This is a genomic window from Micromonospora sp. NPDC048169, from assembly GCF_040652815.1.
Taxonomy (GTDB): domain Bacteria; phylum Actinomycetota; class Actinomycetes; order Mycobacteriales; family Micromonosporaceae; genus Micromonospora.
In genome coordinates this window covers 1-12,805 of record NZ_JBEZMS010000069.1, presented here as the reverse complement: position 1 = coordinate 12,805, position 12,805 = coordinate 1, and the positions used below count along the sequence as shown (strand labels likewise).

9 protein-coding genes and 2 pseudogenes are annotated in these 12,805 nt (G+C 73.9%); 6 read left to right on the top strand and 5 right to left on the bottom strand.

Features of this window, described 5'->3' with window-relative positions; all coding sequences use genetic code 11:
- Positions 1-76: 76 nt before the first annotated feature.
- The 3 genes from ychF to AB0D28_RS29390 are packed head-to-tail and all read right to left on the bottom strand — an operon-like array spanning position 77 to position 2,511.
- Positions 77-1,162 carry a redox-regulated ATPase YchF gene (gene ychF, locus AB0D28_RS29400; RefSeq protein ID WP_357391102.1) on the bottom strand — a complete coding sequence of 362 codons (1,086 nt, stop codon included), beginning with the start codon at positions 1,160-1,162 and terminating at the stop codon, positions 77-79.
- Between the two features lie 58 nt (positions 1,163-1,220).
- Positions 1,221-1,967 (bottom strand): peptidase E, encoded by a 747-nt coding sequence (locus tag AB0D28_RS29395; protein ID WP_357391100.1) that lies wholly within the window; start codon positions 1,965-1,967, stop codon positions 1,221-1,223.
- 31 nt (positions 1,968-1,998) lie between these two features.
- Positions 1,999-2,511: a MarR family transcriptional regulator gene (locus AB0D28_RS29390; RefSeq protein ID WP_357391098.1), complete on the bottom strand. Its 513-nt coding sequence runs from the start codon at positions 2,509-2,511 to the stop codon at positions 1,999-2,001.
- A 93-nt stretch (positions 2,512-2,604) separates the two neighbouring features.
- On the opposite strand from AB0D28_RS29390, the pseudogene AB0D28_RS29385 reads away from it, so the two are divergent.
- A pseudogene (locus AB0D28_RS29385) lies at positions 2,605-3,426 on the top strand (EamA family transporter); the annotation flags it as partial.
- A gap of 80 nt (positions 3,427-3,506) precedes the next feature.
- Here AB0D28_RS29385 and AB0D28_RS29380 read toward each other — a convergent pair.
- A complete protein-coding gene (locus AB0D28_RS29380) occupies positions 3,507-3,971 on the bottom strand; it encodes a hypothetical protein (RefSeq protein ID WP_357391096.1) in 465 nt (154 codons plus the stop codon).
- Between the two features lie 242 nt (positions 3,972-4,213).
- Here AB0D28_RS29380 and AB0D28_RS29375 point away from each other — a divergent pair, with 242 nt between their 5' ends.
- The 5 genes from AB0D28_RS29375 (at position 4,214) to valS (ending at position 12,632) form a co-directional block, all read left to right on the top strand.
- Positions 4,214-5,665 (top strand): AlkA N-terminal domain-containing protein, encoded by a 1,452-nt coding sequence (locus AB0D28_RS29375; protein WP_357391094.1) that lies wholly within the window; start codon positions 4,214-4,216, stop codon positions 5,663-5,665.
- Complete coding sequence (locus tag AB0D28_RS29370; RefSeq protein ID WP_357391092.1) at positions 5,662-6,174, top strand: methylated-DNA--[protein]-cysteine S-methyltransferase; 513 nt, start codon at positions 5,662-5,664, stop codon at positions 6,172-6,174. The genes AB0D28_RS29375 and AB0D28_RS29370 overlap by 4 nt, the downstream gene beginning before the upstream one ends.
- Positions 6,175-6,313: 139 nt before the next feature.
- Positions 6,314-8,032 carry an ABC transporter ATP-binding protein gene (locus AB0D28_RS29365; protein WP_357391106.1) on the top strand — a complete coding sequence of 573 codons (1,719 nt, stop codon included), beginning with the start codon at positions 6,314-6,316 and terminating at the stop codon, positions 8,030-8,032.
- A 140-nt stretch (positions 8,033-8,172) separates the two neighbouring features.
- On the top strand, positions 8,173-10,005 hold the full coding sequence (locus tag AB0D28_RS29360; protein WP_357391104.1) for an ABC transporter ATP-binding protein: 1,833 nt from the start codon (positions 8,173-8,175) through the stop codon (positions 10,003-10,005).
- 62 nt (positions 10,006-10,067) lie between these two features.
- Entirely contained in the window at positions 10,068-12,632 is a 2,565-nt protein-coding gene (gene valS, locus AB0D28_RS29355; RefSeq protein WP_357391090.1) for a valine--tRNA ligase, read from the top strand.
- A 64-nt stretch (positions 12,633-12,696) separates the two neighbouring features.
- Here the strand turns inward: valS and AB0D28_RS29350 are convergent.
- Positions 12,697-12,805: pseudogene (locus AB0D28_RS29350) on the bottom strand (IS5/IS1182 family transposase); the annotation flags it as partial.

Here is a 12,805-nt window from a genome sequence, read left to right as displayed (position 1 = left end):
ATGAAGCGTGGGGTTGTGCCCCCGGTGTGCCCCAGGGCGAGGCACCAAACCGCTGACCTGCGGAAACGGGCCGGATTCAGACGTTGAAGCGGAACTCCACCACGTCGCCGTCCTGCATGACGTACTCCTTGCCCTCGATCCGGACCTTGCCGGCGGCCTTGGCCGCCGCCATCGATCCGGCCTCGACCAGGTCGTTGTAGGAGACCACCTCGGCCTTGATGAACCCGCGCTGGAAGTCGCTGTGGATCACCCCGGCGGCCTCCGGCGCGGTCGCGCCGACCGGGATGGTCCAGGCCCGCGCCTCCTTGGGGCCGGCCGTCAGGTACGTCTGGAGCCCGAGCGTCCGGAAGCCCACCCGGACGAGCTGGTTCAGGCCCGGTTCGGACTGCCCGATCGACTCCAGCAGCTCACGGGCCTCGTCCTCGGGCAGGTCCACCAGCTCGGACTCGATCTTGGCATCCATGAAGATCGCCTCGGCGGGCGCGACCAGGCCGCGCAGCTCGTCGAGGAACTCGGCGTTGCCCAGCTCGGCCTCGTCGACGTTGAAGACGTAGAGGAACGGCTTGGTGGTGAGCAGGTGCAGCTCACGCAGGTGTTCCAGCTCGACCTTCGCGGCGGCGGCGCCCGCGTACAGGGTGACACCGCTGTCCAGGACCTCGACCGCCTTCTTGGCGGCCTCGACGGCGGCGGCCCGGTCCTTGCGGAGCTTGGCCTCCTTCTCCAGCCGGGGCAGCGCCTTCTCCAGCGTCTGGATGTCGGCAAGGATCAGCTCGGTGTTGATCGTCTCGATGTCGTCGGCCGGAGAGACCTTGCCGTCGACGTGCACCACGTTCGGGTCGGAGAAGGCACGCACCACCTGGCAGATCGCCGAGGCGTCGCGGATGTTGGCGAGGAACGCGTTGCCGCGGCCCTGCCCCTTGGAGGCGCCCCGGACCAGTCCGGCGATGTCGACGAACGAGACCGGCGCCGGCAGCACCTTCTGCGAGGAGAAGATCTCCGCCAGCTTCGCCAGCCGCTCGTCGGGCAGCCCGACCACGCCGACATTCGGCTCGATGGTGGCGAACGGGTAGTTCGCGGCGAGCACGTCGTTCTTGGTCAGCGCGTTGAACAGGGTGCTCTTGCCCACGTTGGGCAGGCCGACGATGCCGATGGTGAGACTCACGACGAACCAGCTTACGCGCTTCGCCACCCGCGCCGGGCAGGCAGGTCCGCGAACCCGGTCACTCCGGCGCGGCGGAGAGCAGGCGCGGCTCGATCCGGGTCTCCCGGACGGTGCCGTCCTCGGCGCGGACCAGCTCGTACGCGGCCACGCCGGGCCGGTCGGCCACCGCCTCGGCCAGCCGGGTGCCCCGGTAGATCAGTCCGACGCCGTCGTCGGTGCAGTGGCTGGCCGGCAGCGTGCCGTCGGCGACCAGCCGGTGCATCAGCGGGCGGCGCTGCTCCTCGCTGTCGTAGTGCACGCCGTTGCCGTACGGGAGCCAGCCCAGCCCTTCGGTGAAGGGCCGCAGCGTCGGGCCGTAGCTGTCGGTGGCGCCACCGGTGTGCCAGCAGATCGAGCCGGCGGACACCCCGCCGAGCACCACGCCGGCCTGCCAGCACTCGTGCAGGATCTCCGGCAGGCCGTGCACCCGCCAGACCGCGCAGAGGTTCGCCACGCTGCCGCCGCCGACCCAGACGACGTCCTGCGCGAGCAGGTGGGCGCGGATGTCCTCGACGTTCGGCATCGGGTAGAGCGCCAGGTGGGAGGCGCGGAACCGGGTGCCGGCGAAGGCGCCGTAGAAGACGGTGAACCCGGTCGGCTGGTCGCCGGTGGCCTGGCCGAGGTAGCAGACGCGGGGCGCGTCACCGGCCCCGGCCAGCTCGGCCATCAGGTCGAACAGGGCGCTGGGCCGGGCGTCCCAGGGGCCACGGCGACGGCTGGCGAAACCCATGCTGGTGGCGACGATCGTCGGTTCGGTGGCGGGCACGGGCGTCCTTCCGGCCGGTGACGGGTGCCGATCATTGTGCCGGATCGGCGGGTCCGGCCGTGGCCGCTGCGAGCAACGTACGAAGCAAATCGGCGAGCCGTTCCTGGTCGGCGGGCGGCAACGCGTCGAGGATCCGCCGTTGCACGGCGAGGCCGGCCTCGGCCGACTCCTCGACCACCCGGCGACCGGTGTCGGTGAGGCTGACCCGCAGCGCCCGCCGGTCGGCCGGATCCGGCGAGCGGCGCACCAGGCCGGCCCGTTCGAGCCGGTCGAGCCGCCCGGTCATGCCGCCGGAGGTGAGCATCAGCGAGGCGGCGAGCTCCTTCGGCGCCAGCGTGTACGGCGCGCCGGAGCGTCGCAGCGCTGCGAGCACGTCGAACTCACCCCGGCCGATGCCCCAGCCCGCGTACACCTTCTCCTGGCCGTCGCCGACCAGCCGGGCGAGCCGGTAGATGCGGCCGAACACGGCCATCGGTTCGGGCCGCATGCCGGGCCGCTCCCGTTGCCACTGCTCGACGATCACGTCCACCTCGTCGCCTGTCACGGCTGCCGATTGTGCCGCACGTCCCACTTCCTCTTTTCGCTAACCCCTGATTAGCTTAGCGCTAAGATACTTAGCCACGAGAAGGAGGCTTCCATGAACCCTCGCTGGACCGACGTCGCGCTCACCGCCGCCGCCCCTGTCACCTGGGGCACCACCTACCTCGTCACCGCCGAACTCCTCCCGCCGGACCGGCCGCTCTGGGCCGGCGCGATCCGGGCCCTCCCGGCCGGCCTGCTGCTGCTCGCCCTGACCCGCCGACGACCACACGGCGTCTGGTGGGGACGAGCCGCAGTGCTCGGCGCGCTGAACATCGGGGTGTTCTTCCCGCTGCTGTTCCTCGCCGCGTACCGGCTGCCCGGCGGCACCGCCGCCGTGCTCGGCGCCGCGCAGCCACTGCTGGTGGCGGTGCTCACCGTCGCCCTGCTCCGCGACCGCCCCACCCGGCCCGCACTGGTCGCCGCCGCGGCCGCACCGCTCGGCGTCGCGCTGGTGGTGCTGCGTCCCGGCGCCGGTCTCGACCCGCTCGGCGTCGCCGCCGGGCTGGCCGGCGCGGTGGCGATGGCCGCCGGGCTGGTGCTCACCCGCCGCTGGGGGCGGCCGCCCGGAGTGGGCGTCCTCACCGCGACGAGCTGGCAGCTCGTCGCCGGTGGCCTGATGATCGTGCCGGTCGCCGCCGCCGTCGAGGGCGCGCCGCCCGCGCCCGACGGGCCGGCGGTGCTCGGGTACGCGTGGCTCGGGCTGGCCGGCACCGCGCTGGCGTACGTGCTGTGGTTCCGTGGCGCGGCGCGGCTGCCGGTGTCCCGCGTGTCGGTGCTCGGCACGCTGAGCCCGCTGACCGCCGCGGCGCTCGGCTGGGTGGTGCTCGACGAGGCGCTGGACCCGGTCCAGCTCACCGGCTTCGCGGTGGCGGTGGCGGCCACGGTGCTCGCCCAGATGCCGGACCGATCGTCGCGCCCGCACCCGAGCGACAGGACGTCGCCCGGGTCGCCACGCCGTCAGCCGGCCCGCAGCCGGCGCCAGTCGTCCGGCCACGCCTCGGCGGCGACGCCCTCGGGGAGCACGCCGGCCGGCAGCTGCGCGGCTGCCGCGAGCGGCAGCGTGAACCGGTGCGCGGCGGCGGGCCCGGCCGCGTACGACCGGTCGAGCAGCCACCGCACCTCGTCAGCGGTCCAGCCCAGGCCGGGGCGGGCCGCGATCTCCCGGACCAGCCGCAGGCCGACCCGGGTGTCGTCGTCGTAGAAGCGCATGCACCAGTGGTGCGCCCACATGCCGAGCGCGCGCAGCCCGTCCGGGTCGAGGGAACTGGCCAGCCGCCCGCAGGCGGTGTCCGCGAAGGGGCGGCCGGGATCACCGGCCCGGTCGCGCTCGATCGCGCCGTACGCGGCCGGCGCCACCACCCGCATCCGCTCGTAGAAGCCCTCCACCACCGCGGCGTCCAACGGTGCTCGCCCCGATCGCATCAGCGGACACCCCGCCCGGCCACGCTCGCCATGCCCCGCACCTCTTCTTGAGTTGGTGGCGGGACGCTACCGACCACTTACGACACTTTCTCGGATGCGCCCCACATGATCCACGCCACCTCGGCGGGGTGGCGGTGTCCCGGGGCCGGGGATACCGCCACCTCCCCGAGCTGGCGCGACTGCCTCATGTCATGTCTGAATCCCGCCAGCCGAGCCGGGGAGCTGCGAGGCAGGATCGTGGCATGGAACTGGACTTCGAGCGGTGCTACCGGGCCGTCGACAGCCGCGACCCGCGGTTCGACGGCTGGTTCTACACCGGTGTGACGTCGACCGGGATCTACTGCCGGCCGTCCTGTCCGGCAATGACACCCAAGCGACGCAACGTCCGGTTCTTCCCGTCCGCCGCCGCCGCGCAGGGGGCCGGGCTCCGGGCGTGCCGCCGGTGCCGGCCGGACGCGGCACCGGGCTCACCCGAGTGGGACGTCCGGGCCGACCTGGTCGGCCGCGCCATGCGGCTGATCGCCGACGGCGTCGTGGACCGGGACGGGGTGCCCGGCCTGGCCACCCGGCTGGGCTACACCGAGCGGCACCTGCACCGGATGCTCCGGGCCGAGCTGGGCGCCGGCCCGCTGGCACTGGCCCGGGCCCAGCGCGCGCAGACCGCCCGGATCCTGATCGAGACCACCGGCCTCGGCCTGGCCGAGGTGGCCTTCGCCGCCGGGTTCGGCAGCATCAGGCAGTTCAACGACACGGTCCGCGAGGTCTACGGCGGCACCCCGTCCGAGCTGCGGGCCCGGCGGCGTGGCCCGGCCACGGCCACCGGAGCGGGCACGCTCTCGCTGCGGCTGGCATACCGGCCCCCGCTGCACGCGGGCGCGCTGCTGGACTTCCTCGCGCTACGCGCACTCCCCCGCGTCGAGGTGGTCCGCGACGGCACCTACCACCGAGGGCTGCGCCTGCCGCACGGTCCCGCCACTGTGGCGCTGACCCCCGCCGACGGCCACATCGACGCCACGCTGCGGCTGGCCGACATGCGTGACCTGGCCCCGGCTGTGGCCCGCTGCCGCCGCCTGCTCGACCTGGACGCCGACCCGGTCGCGGTGGACGCCGTCCTGGCCGCCGACCCGGCGCTGGCCCCGGCCGTCGCGGCCGAGCCCGGCGTCCGGCTGCCGCACGCGGTCGACGGGTTCGAGCTGGCCGTCCGCGCCGTCGCCACCCAGCAGGTCTCGCTGGCCTCGGCGCGCACCACGCTCACCCGCCTGCTCGCCGCCACCCGGGCCGCGAGCGGGGCGGGTGGCGACGACCCGGCTGACGGCCTGGTGGCCTTCCCCGGTCCGGCGGAGGTGCTCGCGGCGCCGGACACGGCGTTCCGGATGCCGGCGGCCCGCCGGGAGACGCTCCGCGCGCTGGCCCGCGCGGTCGCCGACGGCGACCTCGACCTGGAACCCGGAGGCGACCGGGAGGAGACGGTCCGGCTCCTGGCCTCGGTGCCCGGCATCGGCCCGTGGACCACCGGCTACCTGGCCATGCGCGCGCTCGGCGACCCCGACGTCGCGCTCGCCACCGACCTGGGCGTACGCCGGGGCGCGGCAGCGCTCGGCCTGCCCGACGACCCGAAGACCCTGTCCGCGTACGCCGACCGCTGGCGTCCCTGGCGGTCGTACGCGACCATCCGACTCTGGAGAGCAGCATGAGCACTGTGGACAGCACAGTCATCGACACCCCCGCCGGCCCGTTCAGCGTGCTCGCCGGCCCGGGCGGGTCGGTACGCGCGGCGGGCTTCACCGCCGACCCGGCGGCCCTGATGCCGTTGATCCACCCGAGTCTGCGCGGTGAGCTGCGGGAACGGGCCGACCTCGGCCAGGTGACCGCCGCCGTTCGCGCCTACCTGGACGGTGACCTCGCCGCCATCGACGCGGTAGCGGTCGAGCAGCACACCGGCGGGCCCTTCCTGACGCACGCCTGGCAGGTGCTGCGCGACGTCAAGCCCGGCGACCCGGTCACCTACACCGGGTTCGCCGCGCTGGCCGGACGACCGGCTGCCGTGCGGGCCGCCGCGGCGGCCTGCGCCCGCAACGCCGCCGCGCTGTTCGTGCCCTGCCACCGGGTGCTGCGTACCGACGGCACGCTGGGCGGGTACCGCTGGGGGCTGGATGTGAAGAAGTGGCTTCTCGGGCATGAGGGACGGGTGACGGTTAGCTGACAGCCCGTCTGTCACCCCCGACGGCTACCGTCGGGTAGTGCCCGCGTCCAGCGACGGCAATCCCGCGGCGCATCTCCGCGCCCGGTCCCAGCCGCTGCGCAACCTCTGGCGGCTGCGGCCCTACCTGCGCCCGTACGCGATGGAGTTCGCCTGGCTGCTGGTGGCGGCGCTCGCCGCCACCGCGGCGAGCCTGGCCGTACCGCTGGTGGTGCAGCGGGTGGTCGACGGTCCGGTGGCCCGTCACGACGAGGCCGGGCTGCTCCGGCTCGGTGGCCTGGCGCTGCTGCTCGGCCTGGCCGAGGCGGTCCTGATCTTCATTCGCCGCTGGACGCAGTCGTCGTCCTCGGTGGGCATGGAGGCCGCCATCCGCGCTGACATCTACGCCCACCTGCAACGGCTTCCGGCCTCCTTCCACGATCGCTGGCAGTCCGGCCAGTTGCTGTCCCGGATCACCAGCGACCTGTCGGTGATCAGGCGGTTCCTCTCCTTCGGGCTGCTGTTCCTGGTGCTCAACCTGGTCACCTACGCGGCGGTGGTGGCGCTGCTGATCCGGCTGCACCCGTGGCTGGGGCTGCTGGTCGCGGCCAGCGCCGTACCGCTGTTCCTGATCAGCCGCCGGTTCGCGCGCCACTACCACGCGGCGTCGCGCCGGATGCAGGACCAGCAGGGCGACGTCGCCACACTGGTCGAGGAGACGGCGCTGGGGTTGCGCACGATGCGGGCATACGGGCGCGGGCCGGAACTGGCGGCCCAGTTCGCCGTCGGCGCGCGCCGGCTGCACGACACCGGGATCGGCAAGGCCCGGCTGCTGGCCCGGACGTCAGCGCTGTTCGACCTGGTGCCCAACCTGACGCTCGGTGCCGTCCTGGTGGCCGGCGCCGCGGCGGTCGCCGAGGGCGTGCTGTCCATCGGCGAGCTGGTCGCGTTCGTCAGCCTCCAGCTCATGCTGATCTGGCCGGTGCAGTCGCTGGGCTGGATCATCGCCAACGGCCAGGAGGCCGCTACCGCCGCCGACCGGATCCAGGAGGTGCTGGACACACCTCCGACCATCGTGGACGGCCCACGGGCCCGGCCGCTCGACCGGGGCGAGGTACGCGGCCGGCTCCGCTTCGAGGCGGTCGGCTTCCGCTATCCCGGCACGTCCGCGCCGGTGCTGCGCGACCTGGACCTGACCGTCGAACCGGGCGAGACGATGGCGCTCGTCGGCGTCACCGGCTGCGGCAAGAGCACGCTGCTGTCGCTCGTCCCCCGGCTCCACGAGGCGACCGGCGGCCGGATCACGCTCGACGGGCACGACGTGCGTGAACTGCGGTTGGATTCCTTGCGCCGGCTGGTCGCCGTGGCGTTCGAGGAGCCGACGCTGTTCTCCATGTCGGTCTGGGAGAACCTCACCCTGGGCCGGCCGGACGCGAGCGAGGACGAGGTCCGGGCCGCGCTGACGCTGGCCCAGGCGGAGTTCGCGTACGAGCTGCCGTGGGGGCTGGCCACCCGCGTCGGTGAGCAGGGGCTGTCGTTGTCCGGCGGGCAGCGGCAGCGGCTCGCGCTGGCGCGAGCGGTGCTCGGCCGGCCCGCGGTGCTGGTGCTCGACGACCCGCTCTCCGCGCTCGACGTGCACACCGAGGCGCTCGTCGAGGCGGCCCTGCGCCGGGTGCTGCGGGAGACCGCGACCACCACCCTGCTGGTGGCGCACCGCCCCTCGACAGTGGCGCTGGCCGACCGGGTGGCGTTGCTCGACGGCGGCCGGATCGTCGCCGTCGGCACCCACTCGGAGCTGCTGGCGCGGGTGCCCGCGTACCGGGCGGTGCTGTCCGCCGAGCCGGAGCGCCGGACCGGCGGCGTCGGCCTGGTGCGCTCGTGACCGGCCGCGTGCCGCGGGTACCCCGGCCCCGCGACGCGCCGAACGGCTCCGGCACCACCGGCGCGCGCGGTGGCAGCGGCGACCCGGCCCCACCGGACGGCCACGCGACGACCGGCGCGCCCCACGGCGGCGGTGACGACCTGTCCCGCTGGCGGGGGCGCGCCACCGATCCGGACGCCGACCGCAGCCGGGCCGAGGACTCGTCCCCGGAGGCGGTGGCCCGGCTGCGCGCCCGCAGCCGGGTGCTGCTGCGGCTGTTGCTACGCCCGCACCGGCGGGCGCTCGGGCTGGCGGTGGCGTTGCTGCTGGCCCAGAACGCCGCCGCGATGTCCGGGCCGTACCTGGTCATGCTCGGCATCGATCGGGGCATCGGGCCGCTGCGGGCCGGTGACGCGGGCCCGCTGGTTGCTGTCGCCGCCGCGTTCGTGGTCGCCACAGCTGTCGAGTACGCGGCCCGGCGCGCGTTCCTCACCCTCGCCGCCCGGATCGGCCAGGCCGTCCTGCTGGACCTGCGCCGCCGGGTGTACGGGCACTTCCTCCGCCTCGACGTCGGGTTCCACGAGCGCTACACCTCGGGCCGGATGGTGTCCCGGCTGACCAGCGACCTGGAGTCGATCGCCGAACTGGTCGACGGCGGCATCGACAAGCTGGTGATGGCCGGGCTGTCGGTGCTGTCGGTGGCGGGCATCCTGCTCTGGCTGGACCTGCCGCTGGCGGCGGTTACGCTGCTCGCGTTCCCCTTCCTGTTCGTGCTGTCGCGCTGGTTCGCCCACGCGTCGGCCGGGGCGTACCGGCGCACCCGGGAGGCGGTCGCGCTGGTCATCGTGCACTTCGTCGAATCGCTGCGCGGGATCCGGGCCGTGCAGGCGTACCGGCGGGAGGACCGCAACGACCGCATCTTCGCCACCGTGAACGACGACTACCGGCGTTCCAGCCTGAACGCGTTCCGGCTGATCGCGATCTACTCGCCGGGCATCCGGTTGATCGGCAACCTGACCGCGGCGGTGGTGCTCGGGTACGGCGGCTGGCGGGTGCTGGGCGGCGGCGTCGAGGTGGGCGTGCTCGCCGCGTTCCTGCTCTACCTGCGCCGCTTCTTCGAGCCGATGGAGGAGTTGAGCCAGTTCTACAACTCGCTCCAGTCGGCGACCGCCGCGCTGGAGAAGCTGGCCGGCGTGCTGGACGAGCGCCCGGCGGTGCCCGAACCTGCCCGGCCGGTGCCGCTGCCCGCCGGGCCGCCGCGCGGGGCGATCGTGTTCCGCGCCGTCGGCTTCGGCTACCGCCGCCGGACGCCGATCCTGTCCGGCCTGGACCTGACCGTGCCGTCCGGGCAGACGGTGGCGCTGATCGGCCCGACCGGCGCCGGCAAGTCCACTGTCGCGAAGCTCGTGGCCCGCTTCCACGACCCGGACGCGGGAGCGGTCCGGCTGGACGGAGTTGACCTGCGCGACCTGGCCGACGCCGAGCTGCGCCGGGCGGTGGTGCTGGTGACTCAGGAGACCCACCTGTTCAGCGGTTCCGTGGCCGACAACATCAGGTTCGGCCGCCCGGACGCCGACGACGAGGCGGTGGTCGGCGCCGCGCGGGCGATCGGCGCGCACGACTTCATCGCCGCGCTGCCCGACGGGTACGCCACCGACGTGCACCGGCGCGGCGGCCGGCTCTCCGCCGGGCAGCGGCAGCTCGTGGCGTTCGCCCGGGCGTTCCTCGCCGACCCCCGGGTGCTGATCCTCGACGAGGCGACCTCGGCGCTCGACGTGCCGACCGAGCGGCTGGTGCAGCGGGCCCTGCGCAGCGTGTTGCGCGACCGTACCGCCCTGGTCATCGCCCACCGGCTCTCCACCGTGGAGACGGCGGACCGGGTGCTGGTCCTCGACGGCGGGCGGATCGTGGAGGACGGCCCACCGGCGGAGCTGATCGCGGCCGACGGCCGCTACGCCGCCCTGCACCGCCAGTGGCGCGACTCCCTCCTCTGACCGCCCTGCGCGGGGTGGGGAAAGTCGTGGAGTGCGGCGGCCCGGCTGCCTACCATCGGCTGATGACCGACACGACGAGGAGCGCCCGCGGCGGCGTCCCCGAGCGTCCGAGCCTGGACGGCCTCGAGGAGACCTGGGCCCGCCGCTGGCAGTCCGACGGCACGTACGCGTTCGACCGCACGAAGGAGCGGCCGGACGTATACGCGATCGACACTCCCCCGCCGACCGTGTCGGGCGAGCTGCACATGGGACACGTCTTCTCGTACACGCACACCGACACGGTGGCCCGGTTCCAGCGGATGCGCGGGCGGACCGTCTTCTACCCGATGGGCTGGGACGACAACGGGCTGCCCACCGAACGCCGGGTGCAGAACGTCTACGGCGTGCGCCCCGATCCGGCGCTGCCGTACGACAGGGACTGGCGCCCGCCGGCCGCACCGGTGGACGACGCGGCCCGGAAGAACCCGACGGCGATCTCCCGGCGCAACTTCATCGAGCTGTGTGAACTGCTCACTGCCGAGGACGAGAAGGCGTTCGAGACGCTGTGGCGGCGGCTCGGGCTGTCGGTGGACTGGTCGCTGACGTACACCACGATCGGTTCGGCGGCCCGCGCGGCGAGCCAACGCGCGTTCCTGCGCAACCTGGCCCGGGGCGAGGCGTACCAGGCCGAGGCGCCGACGCTGTGGGACGTCGGGTACGGCACCGCCGTGGCGCAGGCGGAACTGGAGGACCGGGAGCGGCCGGGCGCGTACCACCGGCTGCGGTTCACCGGCCCGGACGGCCGCGAGGTGCTGATCGACACCACCCGCCCGGAGCTGCTGCCGGCCTGCGTGGCGCTGGTCTGCCACCCCGACGACGAGCGGTACGCGGACCTGGTCGGCGCGGCTGCGCGTACCCCGGTGTTCGGGGTCGAGGTGCCGGTGCGCGCGCACCCGCTGGCGGACCCGGCCAAGGGCACGGGCATCGCGATGGTCTGCACGTTCGGTGACCTGACCGACGTGACCTGGTGGCGGGAACTGCGGCTGGACACCCGCGTGGTGATCGGCCGGGACGGGCGGCTGCTGCCGGAGCCGCCGGCCGGCGTGCCGGCGCAGCCCTACGCGGCGCTGGCCGGGCAGACGGTGAACGGCGCCCGGCGGACGCTGGTGGAGCTGCTTGCCGACGCGGGCGACCTGGTTGGCGAGCCACGGCCGATCACCCATCCGGTGAAGTTCTACGAGCGCGGCGACCGGCCGCTGGAGATCGTCTCGACCCGGCAGTGGTATCTGCGCAACGGCGGCCGGGACGCCGGCCTGCGCGAGGAGCTGCTGGCCCGGGGGCGGGAGCTGCGCTGGGTGCCGGAGCACATGCGGCACCGGTACGAGCACTGGGTGGGCGGTCTCACCGGCGACTGGCTGGTCAGCCGGCAGCGGTTCTTCGGCGTGCCGGTGCCGGTGTGGTACCGGCTCGACAACGTTGGCGAGCCGGACTGGTCCCACCCTCTCATACCGGACGAGGCGATGCTCCCGATCGACCCGACGAGCGAGCCGCCGCCCGGTTACGACGAGTCGCAGCGCGGGCAGCCGGGTGGTTTCACCGGCGACCCGGACGTGCTGGACACCTGGGCCACGTCGTCGCTGACCCCGCAGATCGTCGGCGGCTGGGAGACCGACCCGGACCTGTTCGGCCGGGTCTTCCCGATGGACCTGCGCCCGCAGGGGCACGACATCATCCGGACCTGGCTGTTCGCCACGGTGGCCCGGTCCCACCTGGAACACGGCGCGCTGCCGTGGCACACGGCTGTGCTCTCCGGCTGGATACTCGACCCGGACCGCAAGAAGATGTCGAAGTCCAAGGGCAACGTGGTCACGCCGATGGCGCTGCTGGAGCGCAACGGATCCGACGCGGTCCGCTACTGGGCCGCCAGCGGCAAGCCGGGCACGGACCTGGCCTACGACCCGGCCCAGGTCAAGGTGGGCCGCCGGCTGGCCACCAAGCTGCTCAACGCGTCCCGGTTCGCGCTCGGGCTGGGCGCCGCCGACGCGCTGCGGGCCCCGGTGACCCAACCGCTGGACACCGCGATGCTCGCCGAACTGTCCGGCGTGGTCGGGGTGGCGACGTCCGCCTTCGACGGGTACGACCACACGGCCGCCCTGATGGCCGCCGAGGCGTTCTTCTGGCGGTTCTGCGACGACTACATCGAGTTGGTGAAGGAACGCGCCTACGGCACCGGGCCGGCCGCCGACTCGGCCCGGGCGGCGCTGGCGACCGCGCTGTCGGTGCAGTTGCGCCTGTTCGCGCCGGTGCTGCCGTTCGTCACCGAGGAGGTCTGGTCGTGGTGGCGGTACGGCTCGGTGCACCGCTCGCCGTGGCCGACCACGTACGAGGTGTCCCGCACGATGGCCGCGCCGGGTGACCCGGAGCTGCTGCGGCTGGCCGCGGACGCGCTGGGCCAGGTGCGCCGCGCCAAGTCGGAGCGGAAGCTGTCGATGAAGGCGGACGTGCCGCTGGCCGAGGCGCTCGGACCGGCGGCGGTGCTCGACCAGCTCGGCACCGTCGCCGACGATCTGCGCGCGGCGGGCCGGATCGCGAAGCTCGACCTGCTGCCCGACCGCACCACCGAACTGGTCATCGCCTGCGCGTTCTGACCCTGTGTAAGGAAGGGCCCCTTATTAACGCCTGGCGTTGTAGAAGGGGCCCTTCTTAGAACTCCTAACTTTGGGTGTGTTGGAGTTGGCGCCAGCAGATGAGGGCGCAGGCGAGGCTGAGGAAGGCTTCGTGGATGTCGTCGCGGATTTCCCAGCGGATGCGTAGGCGGCGG

Excerpts from the sequence above, each read along its gene's own strand:
- AB0D28_RS29380 (WP_357391096.1), bottom strand. The coding sequence starts at position 3,971 with ATGCGATCGGGGCGAGCACCGTTGGACGCCGCGGTGGTGGAGGGCTTC.
- AB0D28_RS29375 (WP_357391094.1), top strand. The coding sequence starts at position 4,214 with ATGGAACTGGACTTCGAGCGGTGCTACCGGGCCGTCGACAGCCGCGAC.
- AB0D28_RS29370 (WP_357391092.1), top strand. The coding sequence starts at position 5,662 with ATGAGCACTGTGGACAGCACAGTCATCGACACCCCCGCCGGCCCGTTC.
- AB0D28_RS29365 (WP_357391106.1), top strand. The coding sequence starts at position 6,314 with ATGGAGTTCGCCTGGCTGCTGGTGGCGGCGCTCGCCGCCACCGCGGCG.
- valS (WP_357391090.1), top strand. The coding sequence starts at position 10,068 with ATGACCGACACGACGAGGAGCGCCCGCGGCGGCGTCCCCGAGCGTCCG.